Origin of the sequence: Lacinutrix sp. 5H-3-7-4 (assembly GCF_000211855.2) — a bacterium.
Taxonomy (GTDB): domain Bacteria; phylum Bacteroidota; class Bacteroidia; order Flavobacteriales; family Flavobacteriaceae; genus Lacinutrix.
Genome location: NC_015638.1, coordinates 661227 through 681641, shown reverse-complemented (window position 1 = coordinate 681641; position 20415 = coordinate 661227). Strand labels below are relative to the sequence as shown.

Annotated in this window: 15 protein-coding genes; 13 read left to right on the top strand and 2 right to left on the bottom strand. The window is 33.7% G+C overall.

Features of this window, described 5'->3' with window-relative positions; all coding sequences use genetic code 11:
- Positions 1–38: 38 nt before the first annotated feature.
- From ilvA to argH, 10 genes are all read left to right on the top strand, one after another.
- The gene (ilvA, locus tag LACAL_RS03115; RefSeq protein ID WP_013869244.1) at positions 39–1304 is read left to right on the top strand and encodes a threonine ammonia-lyase; all 1266 of its coding nucleotides are present in this window, start codon (positions 39–41) and stop codon (positions 1302–1304) included.
- A gap of 461 nt (positions 1305–1765) precedes the next feature.
- Complete coding sequence (locus LACAL_RS03110) at positions 1766–2389, top strand: GNAT family N-acetyltransferase (RefSeq protein WP_013869243.1); 624 nt, start codon at positions 1766–1768, stop codon at positions 2387–2389.
- Positions 2382–3569, top strand: coding sequence for an argininosuccinate synthase (locus LACAL_RS03105; RefSeq protein WP_013869242.1), 1188 nt, complete (start codon positions 2382–2384; stop codon positions 3567–3569). The genes LACAL_RS03110 and LACAL_RS03105 overlap by 8 nt, the downstream gene beginning before the upstream one ends.
- A complete protein-coding gene (argC, locus tag LACAL_RS03100; protein ID WP_013869241.1) occupies positions 3566–4543 on the top strand; it encodes an N-acetyl-gamma-glutamyl-phosphate reductase in 978 nt (325 codons plus the stop codon). The genes LACAL_RS03105 and argC overlap by 4 nt, the downstream gene beginning before the upstream one ends.
- A gap of 214 nt (positions 4544–4757) precedes the next feature.
- A complete protein-coding gene (gene proC / locus LACAL_RS03095) occupies positions 4758–5558 on the top strand; it encodes a pyrroline-5-carboxylate reductase (RefSeq protein WP_013869240.1) in 801 nt (266 codons plus the stop codon).
- Positions 5555–6694: an aspartate aminotransferase family protein gene (locus tag LACAL_RS03090; protein ID WP_013869239.1), complete on the top strand. Its 1140-nt coding sequence runs from the start codon at positions 5555–5557 to the stop codon at positions 6692–6694. Before proC ends, LACAL_RS03090 begins: the two co-directional genes overlap by 4 nt.
- 66 nt (positions 6695–6760) lie before the next feature.
- Positions 6761–7696 (top strand): acetylornithine carbamoyltransferase, encoded by a 936-nt coding sequence (locus tag LACAL_RS03085; protein ID WP_013869238.1) that lies wholly within the window; start codon positions 6761–6763, stop codon positions 7694–7696.
- Between the two features lie 91 nt (positions 7697–7787).
- Positions 7788–8564, top strand: coding sequence for an acetylglutamate kinase (gene argB, locus LACAL_RS03080; protein ID WP_013869237.1), 777 nt, complete (start codon positions 7788–7790; stop codon positions 8562–8564).
- The gene (locus tag LACAL_RS03075; RefSeq protein ID WP_013869236.1) at positions 8561–9622 is read left to right on the top strand and encodes a M20 family metallo-hydrolase; all 1062 of its coding nucleotides are present in this window, start codon (positions 8561–8563) and stop codon (positions 9620–9622) included. The genes argB and LACAL_RS03075 overlap by 4 nt, the downstream gene beginning before the upstream one ends.
- 114 nt (positions 9623–9736) lie before the next feature.
- Positions 9737–11011: an argininosuccinate lyase gene (gene argH, locus LACAL_RS03070; protein WP_013869235.1), complete on the top strand. Its 1275-nt coding sequence runs from the start codon at positions 9737–9739 to the stop codon at positions 11009–11011.
- A gap of 82 nt (positions 11012–11093) precedes the next feature.
- On the opposite strand, the gene LACAL_RS03065 is transcribed toward argH, so the two are convergent.
- Entirely contained in the window at positions 11094–12560 is a 1467-nt protein-coding gene (locus LACAL_RS03065) for a glutamate synthase subunit beta (RefSeq protein WP_013869234.1), read from the bottom strand.
- 81 nt (positions 12561–12641) lie between these two features.
- The gene (gene gltB / locus LACAL_RS03060; RefSeq protein WP_013869233.1) at positions 12642–17138 is read right to left on the bottom strand and encodes a glutamate synthase large subunit; all 4497 of its coding nucleotides are present in this window, start codon (positions 17136–17138) and stop codon (positions 12642–12644) included.
- A gap of 439 nt (positions 17139–17577) precedes the next feature.
- On the opposite strand from gltB, the gene LACAL_RS03055 reads away from it, so the two are divergent.
- The 3 genes from LACAL_RS03055 (at position 17578) to LACAL_RS03045 (ending at position 20334) form a co-directional block, all read left to right on the top strand.
- Positions 17578–18564, top strand: a complete 987-nt coding sequence (locus tag LACAL_RS03055) for an outer membrane beta-barrel protein (protein ID WP_013869232.1) — start codon at positions 17578–17580, stop codon at positions 18562–18564.
- A 41-nt stretch (positions 18565–18605) separates the two neighbouring features.
- Complete coding sequence (locus tag LACAL_RS03050; protein ID WP_013869231.1) at positions 18606–19910, top strand: ammonium transporter; 1305 nt, start codon at positions 18606–18608, stop codon at positions 19908–19910.
- An 82-nt stretch (positions 19911–19992) separates the two neighbouring features.
- On the top strand, positions 19993–20334 hold the full coding sequence (locus LACAL_RS03045; protein ID WP_013869230.1) for a P-II family nitrogen regulator: 342 nt from the start codon (positions 19993–19995) through the stop codon (positions 20332–20334).
- Positions 20335–20415 lie beyond the last annotated feature (81 nt).

Here is a 20415-nt window from a genome sequence, read left to right as displayed (position 1 = left end):
TATTGTCATTCCGAATTAATTTCGGGATCTCATAAAACATGGAAAACATCACAACAATATACAAGCCAACATTAGCATCTGTTGAGGCTGCTGCAGAAAAATTAAAAGGAGTTGCATCTGTAACGCCTTTAATGTCTAACAGAAATTATTCTAAGCAATTCGACGCTAATATCCTATTTAAACGTGAGGATTTACAGCAAGTACGTTCCTATAAAATTAGAGGCGCTTACAATAAAATGTCGTCTTTAAGTCTTGCAGAAATCGAAAACGGAATTGTATGTGCAAGTGCAGGAAATCATGCACAAGGTGTGGCGTTATCTTGTAAATTATTAAAAATAAAAGGAACTATTTTTATGCCTTCTCCAACACCTAATCAAAAGGTGGAACAGGTAAAAATGTTTGGCGAAGAGTATATTGAAGTCGTATTAATTGGCGATACTTTTGATGATGCTTATCATGCAGCAATGCAACAAAGTGAAGCATTAAACAAAACATTTATTCATCCTTTTAATGACGAAAAAGTTATTGAAGGCCAAGCAACCGTTGGACTAGAAATTATAGATCAAGCGCAGCATCCAATCCATTATGTATTTGTTCCTGTTGGCGGTGGTGGTCTGTCCGCAGGATTGTCTTCCGTGTTTAAATTATTATCTCCAAACACAAAAATTATTGGTGTAGAACCTACTGGAGCTCCATCTATGTCTACGTCTTTAAGACGAAAACAAAATACCGAATTAAAAAATATCGAAAACTTTGTTGATGGCGCAGCAGTAAAACGTGTTGGTGATTTAAACTTTGCAATTTGTCAGCAAAATTTAAGTGCTATGATTACGGTAGACGAAGGCAAAGTTTGTCAAACCATTTTAGAATTATACAACAAAGACGCTGTTGTTGTAGAACCTGCAGGAGCACTAAGTATTGCTGCTTTAGATCAGTACAAAGAAGAAATAAAAGGTAAAAATGTAATTTGCCTTGTAAGCGGAAGCAATAATGATATCACGCGTACTCCAGAAATTAAAGAACGAGCGTTATTGCATGCCAATTTAAAACACTATTTTATTGTTAAGTTTCCACAGCGCGCAGGTGCTTTGCGTGAATTTGTTGTAGATATTTTAGGACCATCAGATGATATTACGCATTTTGAATACACAAAAAAAGTAAACCGCGAAAATGATGTTGCTGTGGTTGGTTTAGAGTTGAAATCACCACAGGATTTAGAACCTTTAATTACTAAGATGAAGTTGAATAATTTTTTTGGAGATTATTTAAATGATAAGCCCGATTTGTTTCAATTTTTAGTCTAATTGAAAACTAAGATTTTTAGAAATCTGGTTTTCAGTTGATTATTAAATAATTTTGAGTTGCTTTTTTTAACGAATTCATAAAAATTCACTAAAAAGGAAATAAAAAACAGTGTCGTATTAATTTAATGCCTAGTTTTACACCATGTTAAAAACACAAAATAAAAACGAAAGACCCACAAGTTTGCCAATACGCAGACGACGTCGCTAATGCTCATACTTTAAAAGCACTTTAGTTAACCGTTTTTTATTTTTTAACATTGAACCACACATCACAAATATTTACTTTTCCAAATACAGTTATTAGAAATAATAACAGGATTGTTGTGCGTCCCATTTTACGTCGACGCCCTCAAGGGTGTACTTCTATTTTAGAACTTAGGTGAGTCCGGTTCTCTATTCCTGCAAAGTCAGGAATCTCAAAAAACAAAATCAATATTTTTTAATTATATAAATCAATTACAATGAAAATTGTTATTGCTGATAAATCACATAGTGTTTACGCAGACATTATTTGCGAAACTATTGCAGATGCTGCTCAAGTAAGAGGTACAGGTATAGCTAAACGTAAACCAGAATATATCATTACCAAAATGGAAAATGGTAATGCAGTTATTGCTTTAGAAGGCGAAAAATTTGCAGGTTTTTGCTATATCGAACAATGGAGTCATGGTAAGTTTGTTGCCAATTCCGGATTAATTGTACATCCTGATTTTAGAAATTTAGGACTTGCAAAAAAAATAAAGAAAGTAATCTTTGACCATTCTAGGACCAAGTTTCCAAACGCTAAAGTATTTAGTATTACTACAGGATTGGCTGTTATGAAAATGAATAGTGATTTAGGGTATAAGCCTGTTACGTTTTCAGAATTAACTAAAGATCAAACCTTTTGGAACGGTTGCCAAACCTGTAAGAATTTTGACGTTTTAACCAGAACAGAGCAAACAATGTGCTTATGTACAGGCATGTTGTATGACCCATCAAAAGAGGCTAAGCCTGTTGAAGAACACAAATACGATAAAAAAGTGTGGACCAGATTAAAAAGCATTAAGCAAACAAGATTTCTAAAAAAAGATAAAAATGAGTAATAAAAAATTAGTTATAGCATATAGTGGAGGTTTAGATACATCGTATTGCGCAGTAAGTTTATCTAAAGATTATGATGTACATGCAGTAAGTGTAAATACAGGAGGTTTCACTGCGGAAGAGATTAAGAAAATAGAAAGTAATGCCTATAAAATGGGTGTTTCTACGTATAAAAATATTGATGCGGTTGCTACTTTTTACAATAAAGTAGTCAAGTATTTAATCTTCGGGAATGTATTAAAGAATGCCACATATCCATTGTCTGTAAGTGCAGAGCGTATTATTCAAGCTATAGAAATTATAGAATATGCTAAAAGTATTGATGCAGAATATATCGCGCATGGAAGTACAGGAGCAGGAAACGATCAGGTACGTTTTGATATGATTTTTCAAACTTTGGCTCCTGGTATTAAAATTATAACACCTATTAGAGATCAAAAACTGACTAGAGAAGAAGAAATAGAATATTTGAAGTCGGAAGGTGTAGATATGTCTTGGGAAAAATCGAAATATTCTGTGAACAAAGGACTTTGGGGAACAAGTGTTGGTGGTGTGGAGACTTTAAAATCAGAAAAGCCTTTACCTAGTGAAGCCTATCCTTCACAATTAGAAAAAGAAGGCGAAGAAAAAGTAACATTAACCTTTAAAAATGGCGAGTTTGTTGCTTTAAATGGAAAAGAAAATGCGCCAGAAATAAATATTGAAAACTTAAATACTATAGCTTCTGGGTATGCCATTGGAAGAGATATTCATGTTGGTGATACTATTGTAGGTACCAAAGGACGTGTAGGTTTTGAAGCTGCTGCTGCTTTAATTACTATAAAAGCGCACCATTTATTAGAGAAACATACGCTTACAAAATGGCAGTTACAACATAAGGAATACTTGTCTAGTTTTTACGGCATGCATTTGCACGAAGGTCAATATTTAGATCCAGTGATGAGAGATACGGAAGCTTTTTTACAAAGTTCACAAAAAATGGTGTCTGGTAATGTTGTGGTCACTTTAAAACCGTATCATTTTTCTTTAGATGGTATTGTTTCCGATCACGATTTAATGTCTAGTGCATTTAGTACCTATGGTGAAGAAAATAAAGCTTGGACAGCAGATGACGCCAAAGGATTTATTAAGATTATTGGAAATCAGAATAAAATTTATCAACAAGTAAATTCAGAATTATGATACAAGTAGGAATCATTGGAGGTGCTGGTTACACAGCAGGAGAATTAATTAGGTTGTTGTTAAATCATCCAAAAGCAAATATTAATTTTATTTATAGTACATCTAATGCAGGAAATAAAGTATATCAAGTACATCAAGATTTAATTGGTACAACTGAGTTAGAATTTTCGAATACGATTAATTCAGAAATTGATCTGCTTTTCTTGTGTTTAGGTCATGGAAATTCCACTGCTTTTTTAGAAAAAAACACCTTTTCAGATACTACTAAAATTATAGATTTAAGTAACGATTTTAGATTGTTTGCAAATAAGAATTTTCAAGGAAAAGAATTTGTATATGGTTTAGTAGAATTAGATAAAGAAACGATTAAAACAGCCAATTACATTGCAAATCCTGGTTGTTTTGCAACAGCATTACAATTAGCAATTTTGCCTTTAGCTGCAAATGGCTTGCTTACTAATGATGTACATATAAATGCAGTAACTGGAGCAACTGGAGCAGGAACCTCCTTGTCTACCACAACGCATTTTACGTGGAGAGATAATAATTTTTCGCATTATAAAGCATTTAATCATCAGCACTTAGGAGAAATTAATCAGACGGTAAAACAGTTGCAGAGTGATTTTAATTCCGAAATCAACTTTATGCCAAATAGAGGCGATTTTTCTAGAGGAATTTTTGCAACAACGTATACAAAGTATAAAGGTTCTCTTGAGGAGGCAAAAGCAATGTACAAAGCGTATTATAAAGACGCAGCATTTACAGTAGTTTCAGATGAAAGTATCTTTTTAAAGCAAGTGGTAAATACCAATAAATGTATTATAAGTCTTGAAAAACATGGAGACAAATTACTAATTACAAGTACAATTGATAATTTGTTAAAAGGCGCTTCAGGAGCAGCAGTTCAGAACATGAACTTAATGTTTGGTTTTGAAGAAACAGAAGGTTTAAAACTGAAAGCAACTTATTTTTAAAGGTACTGCAGCTGCGTTAGCGGTTGAAGTGGCATCCTTTTTATTTGTCTCTTCGAGCGCAGTCGAGAAGTTGTCAAATAAAAAGATATAACGGAAAACGCGACCCTTGTGGTAACGCCCAAATAATAAAAAGATGTCACCTTGAACGCAGTCGAAAGGTCTAAGTGAAAATATAGTTTAATTAAAAAAGATAACCGCTTTCGCGGTCACTACGATGAAAATAGCAATTATAGGAACAGGGAATTTAGGGAAATCTATAGCAAAAGGATTAATTACTAATAATGCGATAACTAGTTTATACCTAACCAAAAGAGATTTAGAAGGTATTCAGGAATTTGATGGATATAAAAACATGTATGTTACAACAGATAATACAGAAGCGGTTAAGCAGTCGGATATTATCATTTTTGCAGTACAACCAGCGCATTTTGAAGCAATTTTAGAAACTGTGAAACCGCATTTAACAGAAAAGCACGTACTAATATCTACTATTACTGGGTATTTGATTCCTAAGATTGAGGCTCAGGTTGGAGCAGATAAATTTATTATTCGTGCCATGCCAAATACTGCCATTGCAGTTGGTAAATCAATGACATGCTTATGTAGTAATGTGCAAGGTGAAAAACGTATTAAAATTGCAGAAGCTATTTTTAATCGTTTGGGACATTCATTAAGTATTCCAGAAAGTCAAATGCAAGCAGCAACAGTAGTTTGCGCAAGTGGTGTTGCCTTTTGGATGCGATTAATTAGAGCAACAACACAAGCAGCAATTCAGTTAGGTTTTGATGCCAAAGAAGCACAAGAATTAGCCATGTATACCAGTGAAGGAGCTGCAAGTTTGTTGATTACCAATGGAAACCATCCTGAAGAAGAAATTGACAGAGTTACTACGCCAAAAGGCTGTACGATTGAAGGTTTAAATGAAATGGAACATAAAGGGTTGAGCTCGTCTTTAATTCAAGGAATGATTGCATCGTTTAATAAAATTAATAATATTAAAAAAGAACAGATATGAGTTTGTTTAACGTCTATCCTTTGTTTGATATCACTCCTGTAAAGGCAGAAGATGTCTTTGTTTTTGATGAAAATAATACCAAGTATTTAGATTTGTATGGTGGACATGCTGTGATTTCTATTGGACATTCGCATCCAAAATATGTGTCTGCTATCTCAGAGCAAGTTTCTAAAATAGGATTTTATAGTAACTCGATTCAGAATCCCTTACAAGTCGCTTTGGCTAAAAAATTAGTCGCTTTTTCAGGCTGTTCAGATTATGCATTGTTTTTATGTAATTCTGGAGCAGAAGCGAATGAGAATGCTTTAAAATTAGCCTCCTTTCATACTAAAAAGAAAAAGGTAGTTGCTTTTAAAAACGGATTTCATGGTCGTACATCTGCAGCAGTTGCAGCAACAGATAATGCAAAAATTATTGCACCAATTAATGCCCAGCAAGAGGTGGAAATTTTGGAGTTAGGTGACTTAAAAGGTGTTGAAAAAGCACTAGCTAATAACGATGTTTGTGCAGTAATTATAGAATGTATTCAAGGCGTTGGAGGTTTAGATGAAAGTACTGCAACTTTCTACGAAGGTGTAGATGCGTTATGTAAAAAATATAACACATGCTTTATTGCAGATGAGGTACAATCTGGTTTTGGTAGAACTGGAGATTTTTTCGCTTTTCAAAAATATAACATCACTCCAGACATTATTTCAATTGCAAAAGGAATGGGAAATGGTTTTCCGATTGGAGGTGTTTTAATTCATCCTAATATTACAGCGTCTTTTGGTTTGTTAGGAACCACTTTTGGAGGAAATCATTTAGCTTGTGTAGCTTCTACAACTGTTTTAGAGGTGATTGAAGAAGAAAATTTAATGCAAAATGCTAAAGAGATTTCTGCTTATTTTATGGAAAAAGCTCAAACCATTTCAGAAATAAAAAATATAAAAGGTCGTGGGTTAATGTTAGGGTTGGAGTTTGATTTTCCAATAGCAGACCTTCGTAAAAAGTTAATTTTTAATCAAAAAATATTTACAGGAAGTGCTAAAAATCCAAATTTATTAAGGATTCTTCCGCCTTTAACCATTAAAAAAGAACACGTGGATTTGTTTTTTGAGGCTTTAAAAAACGAATTAAAAGAGATAACAACATAAACCTCTCGACTGCGCTCGAGGAGACATACATGTTGTCTGGTCGAGTGCAGTCGAGACCTATTTATTATGAAAAAATACACCAATATAAAAGATATATCTAATCTTCAGGAAACCATTAAGGAGGCCATTTTATTGAAAATGAATCCTTTTGAGTTTCAGGAATTAGGAAAAAATAAAACCTTAGTCATGCTTTTCTTTAATGCCAGTTTAAGAACAAGGCTAAGCACAGAAAAAGCAGCAAAAAACCTGGGTATGAACGTTATGGTTTTAAACGTAAATGACGCTTGGAATCTAGAGTTTGAAGATGGTACCATCATGAATGCAAATACTTCAGAACATATTAAAGAAGCTGCAGCAGTTATTTCGCAGTATGCAGATGTGATTGCGGTTAGAGCTTTTCCTAGTTTAACCGATAAGAAAAAAGATGAAAGTGAGTTTGTAATGAATAGTTTCATAAAATATGCAACAGTTCCAATTGTGAATATGGAAAGTGCTACAGCACATCCTTTACAAGCATTAGCAGATGCAATTACCATTACCGAATTAACAGAAAAAGCAAAGCCTAAAGTCGTTTTGTCTTGGGCGCCACACCCTAAAGCATTGCCACAGGCAGTTGCAAATTCGTTTGTAGAAATGATGCAAAATATGGATGTAGAACTTACTATTACGCATCCCGAAGGGTATGAGCTAAATAAAGATGTCGTTAAAAACACACCAGTAAATCTAAACCAAGAAGAAGCTTTAAAGGATGCAGATTTTGTGTATGTGAAAAACTGGAGTAGTTATAAAGACTATGGAAAAATATTAAGTCAAGATGAAAACTGGATGATGACCAAGACCAAACTTGGAGCTGCAAAATTCATGCATTGTTTACCTGTTAGAAGAAATGTAATTGTAGAAGATGCAGTTTTAGATAGCGAACAATCTGTGGTAATGCAACAAGCCAATAACAGGACATTTTCAGCGCAAATTGTGTTGAAGCAGATATTGGAAAAATTATAATCGTCATTGCGAAAGAGGTACGATTGAAGCAATCTTCTAAATTGAAACAGATTACTTCGTCATAAATTCCTCGTAATGACAACAATGAAATATGAAAACACTAAAAGTCATAAAAATAGGAGGAAATATCATCGATAATGATGAAGCTTTACAGCAGTTTCTAAAAGATTTTGCAACAATAAAAGAACCAAAAATATTGGTTCATGGAGGTGGAAAACTAGCAACCAAACTTGCAGAACAAATGCAAGTAGAAGTTAAAATGGTGGATGGAAGACGTGTTACAGATGCAGATACTTTAGATATTATTACTATGGTATATGCTGGAAAAATTAACAAAAATGTAGTTGCGCAGCTGCAAGCTAATAATTGTAATGCGATTGGATTTTCTGGAGCAGATGGCAATACGATAGTATCAAACAAAAGACCAGTGAAAACAGTAGATTATGGCTTTGTTGGTGATGTGAAAAAAGTAAATACTGAAACCTTAGAAATTCTTTTAAATAATGATGTTACTCCTGTTTTTTGTGCAATTACACATGATAATAATGGACAACTATTAAATACCAATGCAGATACGATTGCTTCCGAATTAGCAATAGGTTTTGCGTCTGTTTTTAAAACTGAACTATATTATTGTTTCGAAAAAAATGGTGTTTTAGAAAATGTAGAAGACGACGATTCTGTAATAGAAAATATCAACACAGCTACCTATAAAACATTAGTGGAAAATAAAGTAATTTTTGAAGGCATGCTTCCTAAATTAAATAACTGTTTTCACGCTATACATCATAAGGTTCAAAAAGTTTGTATTGGTAAATCTAGCATGCTTTTTAACGTAAATAATAAACACACAACCATTAAAAAATGATAGAAAAACTTACAACAAGAGCAATTGCATTGTTAAAACAATTAATAGAAACGCAGTCGTTTTCTTCTGAGGAAGGACCAACAGCAGCACATATTGAGCAATGGTTTAACAATCAAAATATTCCTTTTAAAAGAACCAATCATAATGTTTGGGCAACCAATAAACATTTTGACGATAGCAAACCAACGTTGTTATTAAACTCGCATCACGATACAGTAAAACCAAATAATGGCTATACCAAAGATCCTTTTAAAGCCATTGTAGAAGATGGTAAATTATATGGTTTGGGTAGTAATGATGCAGGTGGTTGTTTGGTGAGTTTATTAGCAACCTACGCGTATTTTTATAACAGAGAGCATTTAAATTTTAATTTGGTTATTGTCGCTTCCGCGGAAGAAGAGAGTAGTGGACCAAACGGTTTAAATAGTATGCTAAGTGTGATTCCAAAGGTAGACGTCGCGATTGTTGGAGAACCAACATTGATGAATTTAGCTGTTGCCGAAAAAGGTTTAGTGGTTTTTGATGCACTGGTAAAAGGAACACCAAGTCATGCAGCACATCCAAATAATGATAATGCTATTTATAATTCGATTTCCGTTTTAGAATGGTTTAAAAATTACAAATTCGATAAATCGTCTGAAGCTTTAGGCGAAGTAAAAATGACAGTCACACAAATTAATGCAGGTAAGCAACACAATGCGGTTCCTGCAGATGTGAAATTAGTGGTTGATGTTCGTGTAAACGATAAATATTCAAATCAAGACATTGTAGATATATTACAAAAGGAAGCACCTTGTGATAGTATCGCTCCGAGAAGCACAAAACTAAATTCGTCATCTATACCAATAGATCATCCATTGGTAATTGCAGGAATAGAAATTGGTAGAAGCACTTATGGTTCGCCAACATTATCAGATCAAGCAGTTTTGACTTGTCCATCTTTAAAGTTAGGGCCAGGCGATAGCACGAGATCACATAGTGCTGACGAGTTTATTTACTTGAATGAGATTGAAGAAGGGATTAGGATATATATTGAATTATTAGAAAAAGTACTTTAAGAATACTGTCATTCCGCACTTGATGCGGAATCCAAAAATAAATTTCTGCTTTTGTAGAAATGAGAATGTTTAACTAAAAAAGAAAGCAGAGATTCCTGCTTTCGCAGGAATAAAATGAAACTCTGGGACAAAGGAATTAGTATCGATAAAAAAATAGAACAATTTACCGTTGGAAACGATAGAGAAATAGATTTGCATATAGCTAAATATGATGTTGAAGCATCGTTAGCACATGCTATTATGTTAGCATCTATTGGTATTATTTCTTCGGAAGAATTAGAACAATTAAAAAACGGATTACAAGCTATTGCTGAAACCATTGAAAACGGAACGTTTGTTATTGAGGATTCCTTTGAAGATGTGCATTCTAAAATTGAATACGAACTAACAAAAACCTTAGGAGACGTTGGGAAAAAAATCCACACAGCACGTTCTAGAAACGATCAGGTTTTAGTTGCACTTCAGTTATATTATAAAGAGAGTTTAAAAGAAATTAACGAAAAAACGAATGTGTTTTTTGAAACACTTTTAAGTTTAGCGGAAACACATAAGGAGGCTTTACTTCCAGGTTATACGCATTTACAAGTCGCAATGCCTTCTTCTTTCGGTTTGTGGTTTTCTGCTTATGCTGAGGTGCTGATTGACGATGTTTATCTGTTAAATGCAGCTTTAAAAACAGTAGACCAAAATCCCTTAGGTTCTGCGGCAGGTTACGGAAGCTCTTTTCCTATTGATAGAGATTTAACTACTAAAGAATTAAAGTTTTCTACTTTAAAATATAACGTCGTTGCTGCACAAATGAGCAGAGGAAAAAGCGAGCGTACTATTGCTTTAGCTTTAGGGAGTGTGTGTAATACCTTAGCGCGTTTTGCAATGGATATTTGTGTGTATAATAGTCAGAATTTTGGCTTTATTGCCTTTCCAGATGAATTAACAACAGGAAGTAGCATTATGCCACATAAAAAGAATCCAGATGTTTTTGAATTGATTAGAGGAAAAGCAAATAAAATTCAAGCTTTGCATCATGAAATGGTATTAATTACTAACAATTTACCAAGTGGTTACCATAGAGATTTTCAGTTATTAAAAGAAAATATCATAGCAGCAATTGAAGATGTCAAAGATTTGTTAGATATTTTTAATTATGCCATTCAGCAAGTCATTGTAAAAGAAATAGACTTAAACGATGCTAAATACCAATACCTGTTTACGGTAGATAATATTAATACTTTAGTAGTGGAAGGTATGCCTTTTAGAGAAGCCTATCAGAAAATTGGAGGAGAAGTAGAAAATGGAACGTATACACCAGATACTTCAAAGAAGCATTCGCATGTTGGTAGTATTGGTAATTTGTGTTTGGAAGAAATACGAGGTAAGTTTCCAAAATAAACATTTAGTTTAGAGATATAAAAAAGCACCTTCCTCAAGGTGCTTTTTTACTTTATAAGATTCCTGTTTACACAGGAATTAGTTATACTCTTGGTAAATCACTATCGTCTTTTAATGGTAAACAAGATTCTCCCATTAAATACGTGTCAATGTGATAAGCAGCTTGTCTTCCTTCAGAAATTGCCCAAACAATTAAAGATTGTCCACGGCGCATATCTCCAGCAGCAAAAACACCAGGAATGTTCGTTTTGTAATCTTTGGTAGATGCTTCAATATTGGTTCTAAAATCCATGTTTAATCCAAATTGTTCTGCTAGCGTTTTTTCAGCTCCTGTAAAACCAAGTGCTAATAATGCTAAATTACATTTCCATTCTTTTTCAGTGCCTTTCACTTCTTTAAGTTGCGGTCTTTCACCTGGAGTGAAAATCCATTCGACTTCAACGGTTTTTAATCCTGTTAAATTGCCTTCTTTGTCTCCTAAAAATTCTTTAGTAGAAATGCTAAAAAAACGTTCTACACCTTCTTGGTGTGATGAGGTTGTTTTTAACTTCATTGGCCAATACGGCCAAGGTTGGTGTGCTGGACGACCTTCAGTAGGTTTACTTAAGATTTCAAAATTTGTAACCGAAGTTGCTCCATGACGATTAGAGGTTCCAATACAATCACTTCCTGTATCTCCACCACCAATTACAATGACGTCTTTTCCTTCTGCAGAAATAACGTCTTTAAATTCTACTAAACCATCTACATATTGATTGTTTAACTTTAAGAAATCCATTGCTTGCGTGACACCTTTCAAATCAGCTCCAGGAATTGGGATACTTCTTCTTACCGTTGCTCCACCACATAAAACTACTGCGTCAAAATCGTCTTTAAGTTGATTAGCATCTACATTAACACCAACATGTGCATTGGTTTTAAAGGTGATTCCTTCCTCTTCTAAAACAGCAACACGTCTATCTATTACGTTTTTTTCCATCTTAAAATCTGGAATACCATAACGTAATAAACCACCAACTTTTTCGTCACGTTCAAATACAGTTACATTGTGTCCTGCGCGATTTAATTGTTGTGCAGCAGCTAAACCAGCAGGTCCAGAACCTATAACAGCAACTGTTTTTTCGGTTCTAACTTTTGGTGGTTGTGCAGTAATCCAGCCTTCAGCGAAAGCTTGTTCAACAATATTTTTTTCAATATTTTCAATAGTTACTGGGTCTTCATTGATACCTAAAACACATGCTTCTTCACAAGGCGCCGGACATAATCTTCCTGTAAACTCTGGGAAGTTATTGGTTCTATGTAAAATTTCGGCTGCTTCTTTCCATTTTCCCTTGTAGACTTTGTCATTAAAATCTGGAATTAAATTACCTAGTGGACAACCGCTATGGCAAAATGGAATACCGCAATCCATACAACGTGCACCTTGATCTTTTAAATTTTCTTCTTTTAGAGGAACCGTAAATTCGTTATAGTTTTCAATTCGTTTTTCTGGCTCAATATAACTTTCGTCTTGGCGCTTATATTCTAAAAATCCTGTTGTCTTTCCCATTTTATTCTTGCGAAAGCAGGAATCTCATCCAAACTTTCTAAATTTTATTTTTTCAAATTATAGATTAAAATAATTTCAATTTTAAACTAATTCTAATTCTTCTTGTTCTAATCTTAATAAGGCTTGTCTGTATTCTTCTGGTAATACTTTTTTGAATTTTGGAAGGTAGTTCTTCCAATCATCTAAAATGCGTCTTGCTAAAGGACTTCCAGTTGCAAGGAAATGATTTTCAATAAGCTGCTCTAGTTGTAATTGGTCTTCAACTTTTTCAACTGGATCAATATTTAAATCGTCTGAATTACAGTGTTGCTTAAAGGTTTCTTTTTCATCAAAAACATAAGCAACTCCACCACTCATTCCTGCTCCGAAGTTTCTGCCTACAGCGCCAAGAATTACAGCAACACCACCTGTCATGTATTCACAACCATGATCGCCAATGCCTTCTACAACTGCTTTTGCACCAGAGTTTCTAACGCAAAAACGTTCTCCAGCCTTTCCGTTAATATATACTTCACCAGAAGTTGCTCCATAAAGCGTTACGTTTCCAGTAATGATATTATCTTCTGGAGTTATCGTACATTTTTCAGGCACTTTAATAATTAATTTCCCTCCAGATAAACCTTTTCCTAAGTAGTCATTTGTATTTCCGTGTACTGTGAATTTTAATCCTTTGGTAGCAAATGCTCCAAAACTTTGTCCTGCAGAACCATGAAAATCAATATCAATAGTGTCTTCTGGTAGACCATCTGCACCATAAATTTTTGAGATTTCATTGCTAACAATGGCACCAACTGCTCTGTCAATATTTGTTATGGGTAATTCGAAATGTGTTTTTTGTCTTCTGAACAATGCTTGGTGTGCTTGTTTAACAATTTTGAAGTCTAAATGCACATTTAAATTGTGGTCCTGACAATAGGTATTAAATAGTTTTACATCTTCGCCAACTTTTACTTTGTGAAGAATTGGTGTTAAATCAATTCCTGAAGATTTATAATGGTCTATGGCTTTATTTCTATTTAGCTTTTGAGATTGACCAACCATTTCATTTATGGTTCTGAATCCTAATTTAGCCATGATTTCACGTAATTCTTGAGCTACAAAATACATGTAGTTTACTACGTGTTCTGGTTTTCCTTTAAACTTTTTACGTAGTTCTGGATTTTGCGTTGCAATTCCAACAGGACAGGTGTTTAAGTGGCAAACACGCATCATGATACAACCAGATGCTACTAAAGGCGCAGTAGCAAAACCAAACTCTTCTGCTCCTAATAAGCATGCAATTGCAACATCACGACCAGTTTTTAATTGTCCGTCACACTCTAAAACCACACGATTTCTAAGATCGTTCATCACTAAAGTTTGTTGTGCTTCTGCAATACCAAGTTCCCAAGGTAAACCTGCATGGCGTAAAGATGTTAAAGGTGAAGCTCCTGTACCACCATCAAAACCAGAGATTAAAATCACATCTGCTTTAGCTTTAGCTACTCCTGCTGCAACTGTACCAACACCAACTTCTGATACTAATTTAACGTTGATTCTTGCTTCGCGATTTGCGCATTTTACATCATAAATGAGTTGCGATAAATCTTCAATAGAATAAATATCATGATGTGGTGGTGGTGAAATTAATCCTACATAAGGAGTAGAGTTTCTTGTTTTTGCGATTTCACGATTTACTTTTGGTCCAGGTAATTGTCCGCCTTCACCAGGTTTTGCACCTTGTGCTATTTTTATTTGAATTTCATTCGCGCTAGTTAAATAATTTGAAGTCACACCAAAACGACCAGAGGCCACTTGTTTTATAGCAGAGTTTTTCCAATCACCTTGTGAGGTTTTGTAAAAGCGTTCTTGATCTTCTCCGCCTTCACCAGAATTAGATTTCCCTCCAATTCTATTCATAGCAACTGCTAAATTTTCGTGTGCTTCTTTACTAATAGAACCATAAGACATTGCTCCAGTTTTAAAACGCTTTACAATTTCTGTCCAAGGTTCTACTTCCTCTAACGGAATAGGGTCAAATTGATCGAATTCAAACAAACCTCTAATGGTCATTAAGCTTTTAGATTGGTTGTTTATTAATTCTGAATACTCCTTAAAAGTAGAGGCTTTATTGGTTCTTACCGATTCTTGAAGTTTAGCAACTGTTAACGGGTTGAACATGTGTTTTTCTTGTCCGCGTCGCCATCTATAATCGCCTCCAATTTCAATAGTTGGCTCTATATTTCTATGGAATGCTTTTTTGTGACGTTTTACAATTTCTTGTTCAATTTCCCTTAAGCCAATACCTTGAATACGTGTTGGAGTATTTGGGAAATATTTTTCGACTGTAGAAGATTTAATTCCAATACATTCAAAAAGTTGAGATCCTCTGTAAGAGTTTAAGGTTGAGATTCCGATTTTGTTCATAACCTTCAAAATGCCTTTTCCTACCGCTTTATTATAATTTTTAATTGCAATTAAATATTCTAAATCTGTGACGTCTTGGTTTTCGATTTGTTTCTGAACAATTTCATTAACTATATAAGGATTTACAGCACTTGCTCCATATCCAAAAAGTAAGGCAAAATGATGAACTTCACGAGGTTCTGCAGATTCAATAATTAAGCTGATTTTTGAACGTTTTTTTAATTTATGAAGCGCATGATTTACATAAGAACAAGCTAAAAGCGCTGGAATTGGTGCATGATTTTCGTCTACAAATCTATCTGAAAGAATAATGATATTTGCACCTTCATCTATTGCTTTTGAAGCTTTGTTAACTAGCTTTTCAAGAGCGACTTCTAATTCGTTTAATCCTCTGTTTACTTCGTATAACATGGAAATAGATTCGACTTTAAAATCTGGGTTGGTATCGTAATCTCTAATTTTGTCTAGATCGTGTTTTGAGATTACTGGATTCTGAATTTTTAGTTTTTTACAATGGTCTGCATTGATATCGAAAATATTAACATCGCTTCCTAAGGTTAAACTAATATCTGTAATTAACTCTTCGCGAATACCATCTAATGGTGGATTGGTAACTTGTGCAAAAATTTGTTTGAAGTAATTATATATTAATTGTGGTTTTTCTGATAAAATAGCAATAGGAGTATCACTTCCCATAGATCCAATAGGTTCTTTTCCTAATTGTGCCATTGGACGAATAATGGTGTTGAAATCCTCTTGTGTATAACCGAAAACAACCTCACGTTTCTTAAGGTCTATTTCATCATATTTAATTGGTCCTTGTTTTGCTTCAATATCTCTTAAATGAATCAGGTTTTCATTCAGCCATTTTCTATATGGATGTTTCGTTGCAATTTCTTCTTTTATTTCCTCATCGTTAACAATTCTGCCTTCGTTCATGTTCACTAAAAACATTTTCCCTGGTTCTAATCGTCCGTGATATTCTACGTTTTCAGGTTTAATGTCTACTACTCCAGTTTCCGAAGACATAATAACATTACCGAGTTTAGTTACTGTGTAGCGTGACGGTCTTAATCCGTTTCTGTCTAATACAGCACCAATAAAATTACCATCAGTAAAAGGTATAGAAGCAGGTCCGTCCCAAGGTTCCATTAGGCAAGAATTATATTCGTAAAACGCTTTTTTAGCATCCGACATGTTTGGGTTTTTTTCCCAAGCTTCTGGTACTAGCATCATCATAGCTTCAGGAAGCGAACGACCAGTCATTAAAAGTAGTTCAACAACCATATCTAAGGTTGCAGAGTCTGATTTTCCTTTTAAAACGGTTGGTATAATCTTTTTAATATCGTCACCAAACAATGGGCTTTCCATGATTTCCTCGCGAGAAAACATTCTAGACACATTACCTCTTACTGTATTTATTTCACCATTATGACAAATGTATCTAAACGGTTGTGCTAAGTCCCAAGTAGGGAATGTGTTGGTAGAAAAGCGTTGATGTACTAATGCTAAACGCGTATCTAATGCCGAATTAAACAAGTCTAAATAGTACTCATTAATATGTTCTGGCATTAATAAGCCTTTAAAAATGATGATTTTTGTAGATAGACTTGGTAGATAAAAGAATTTTGATTCTGATAATTTTGAGTCATATATTGTATGTTCTGCAATTTTACGAGCAGCATATAATTTAATATTGAATTCTCTTTCGGTTTGTTCTTTATTAGCTTTACCTATAAATATTTGCTTAACAAAAGGCTCTGTCACTTTAGCAACTTTACCTAAAACCTCACTGTTAACAGGTACGTCTCTCCAGCCTATTAATTTTAGTCCTTGATTTTGTATTTCTTTCTCAAAAACATCAATACAAAATTGACGTTGATTTTCCTTTCTTGGAAGAAAAACATTACTCACTGCATAGTCTCCAGATTCAGGGAGTTCAAATTCGCAAAAAATCTTGAAAAATTTATGAGGGATATCAATTAAAATACCTGCTCCATCTCCTGTAACGCCATCGGAACTTACCGCTCCACGATGCTCTAATTTTACTAGTATTTCAAGTGCTTTATGGATAATGTCATTAGATCGTTTTCCTGTTAAACTGCAAATAAATCCTGCGCCACAATTATCGTGTTCAAATTCTGGTAAATAAAGTCCTTGTTTTTTAAGCATAATAAGTAAAATTTAAAGGCATTTTATGCCTTGTTTTTTACCTAAGATATGTGCTATAATTTGATTTTAAAAACGGTGGATTCACTTTTTAGGAATTCTGATTTTGTTCATTTTAAATTTCTTTTAAATTAATATTTAGCTAATTTTTTAAGAAAATCGCAATAAGAAAAGTTTATTAAATCTTAATTTATTTTGCGAAAACGTTTTCGAAACTCTTAATAAATTATAAATTTTTTAGTAAAATTTAATTTTATTGACATTTATTTAATTTTTGAATATGTGAATTTAACAAAAAAATGATTTTTAATTCTTATACCCTAAAAAAAATAGGGTTAAATTTTAAATAATCATAAAAATGATAGCATCAACCCTATTAATTTATGGGTTAACAATTTTTTAACATAGATTTGAAGGGTTTATTAACCAAAATATCATTTTTATGAAACAGTTGTTTACCCTATTGCTTTTATTGCTATCTGTTACTTTAATAGCTCAAGAAGAAAATTCTAATTCATCAGAGAAAAAATTTGCTTTTGAAGGAAGCGTAGATACCTACTATCGAACTAATTTTACTGCTCCCAATGATGAAAACCATATTGCTCCAGGAACATCTTTTGCAGATACAGCAGGATTTTCTTTAGGAATGGGAAATATAATCGCCTCTTATGAAAAAGGAAAAGTAGGAGCTGTGGCAGATTTAGTGTTTGGGCCACGAGGAGAAGCTGCAAGTGCTACAGTTTTAAATCAGCTTTTTGCTTTTTACAATATTAGCGAAAACACAAAATTAACCTTAGGAAAGTTTAATACTTATTTGGGCTATGAAGTAATATCTCCAGTTGGAAATTTCAATTACAGTACGTCATATCTGTTTTCAAATGGTCCGTTTTCTCACACAGGTTTAAAAGCAGATTTTACTTTATCTGAAGATTTTAGCTTAATGCTTGGCGTGTTTAACCAGACAGATGTTACCGAGTTTAACCCTAATGGAAGCTATGCTGTAGGTGCACAACTAGGATATAGTGGTCAATATTTAAACTTCTTGTATGACGATGCTGGTTTAGGTTTTGAAGTAGATTATACTGGAGGTTTTGATGTGTCTGATAATTTCTTTTTAGGAATAAATGCTGCTTATGCAGATAATGACGGAGAAGGATTTTATGGTGCGGACTTATACCCGCAATATAGTTTTAGTGACTCATTTTCATTAGGTCTTAGAGGAGAGTATTTTCAAGAGCAAAGTGAATTTGTAGAAGATAATTTAAGTGTTGTTGCTGTAACATTAACAGGAAGTTATACTGTAGAAGATTTAATTATAAAACCAGAATTTAGATTTGATAGTGGCTCTGAAGATATTTTTATCGATACCGATTTAATGGCAACTAAAAGCTTAGGATCTTTTGTTGTTGCTGCCATTTATAAATTTTAATAAAACAATAACTAACTATAAACTAACAATAATTACATATTATGGATAATTTTTTATCAATTTTACCAAATTTTATAGCAGTTCAAGAAACTGTAGCTGCTACTACAAAAGATGTTGAAAATGCTGTAAATGCAATAAATGGAGATTTAGGAATGCTCTGGATGTTACTTTCAGGGATTCTAGTATTTTTTATGCAGGCAGGATTTACTTTAGTCGAAACAGGAATGACGCGTTCTAAAAATGCAGCAAATATTGCCATGAAAAACTTGCTAGATATTTGTGTTGGTTCATTAACCTATTGGTTGGTGGGTTACTCATTAATGTATGGAGACACATCTAACGGATGGTTTTTCTGGAGTGGATTAATGCAAGGTGAAGGTGCAGATTTATTTTTTCAAACCATGTTTGCGGCAACAGCAGCAACAATTGTTTCTGGAGCCATAGCAGGAAGAACAAAGTATTCTACTTACGCAATATTTTCACTTGTAATGACTGCTTTAATTTATCCAATAGCTGGAGGTTGGCAATGGCAAGGTTCTGGTTGGTTAACCGAATTAGGATTTATTGATTTTGCAGGATCTTCAATTGTACATTCAGTTGGTGGTTGGGCAGCATTAGTAGCTGCATATATGGTAGGACCAAGAATTGGAAAATATGTAGATGGAAAAGTATTGCCAATTCCAGGACACAATCAAATATTAGCGACCTTAGGAGTGTTTGTACTTTGGTTAGGTTGGTTTGGTTTTAACGGAGGATCTCAACTTGCTTGGGGTGGCGCAGATGCTATAGGAGCATCTAATGTAGTTTTAATTACAAATTTAGCTGCTGCTGCTGGAGGATTGGGTGCTTTAATTACAACCTGGATTTGGTACGGTAAACCTAATTTGCCTCAAACCTTAAATGGTGCTTTAGCTGGTTTAGTAAGTATAACTGCAGGATGTGGAAACATGTCTGCAATTGGCGCTGTCTTTGCAGGTTTAATTGGAGGAGTTATAGTTGTTTTTTCAATAGAATTTATAGAGAAAAAATTAAAAATTGATGATGCCATTGGAGCTGTTTCTGTACACGGTGTCGCTGGTGCTTGGGGAACCTTAGTAATTGGTCTTTGGGGAATAGATGGTGATGCGGGAATAGGATTGTTTAATGGTGGTGGCGCTAGTCAATTGGGCTCTCAAGCTATTGGAGTTTTAGCTTATGCTGTTTGGTCTATTGTGTTATCATTTATAGTATTTAAAATATTAAAATCTACAATTGGACTTCGTGTAACTGAAGAAGAAGAAAGAGTAGGTTTAGACTTGTCTGAACATGGTGAAATAGCATATCCAGGAAAAAGAGATAGAGGATAGATTAGTAGTGTATTAACTCTAAATATTATAGTTCTTAAGACATTTGTTTTAAGAACTATAATGTCTTTAATTTTAAGTTGAAATGAAAAAAGTAGAAGCTATTATTAGAAAATCAAAATTTTCAGTTGTTCAGGAAGCACTGCAAAGCGTAGGTGTAAACTTTTTTACCCATTGGGATGTGATTAGTATTGATAATGAAAATCAAGATGTGTTAGATTTAATCTCTTCTGAAGCAAATAAAGAAAACAGTAAAAAATGTTACTTATCAATAATTGTAAACGACGATTTTAAAGCTGTAACAATAAAAGCAATATTAGAGTCTGCTTCTACTGGAGCAATAGGTGATGGTAGAATTTTTATTTCCACTATTGATGAAGCTTATAAAATTAGAACCAAAGAAAAAGGAAAGAAAACATTAAGATAACTAAAAGTATATAAAATATTTAGTGAGTATTGTAATTGCTCGCTAAATTAGTTAGTTAGAAAAAACCTCGATACATAACGT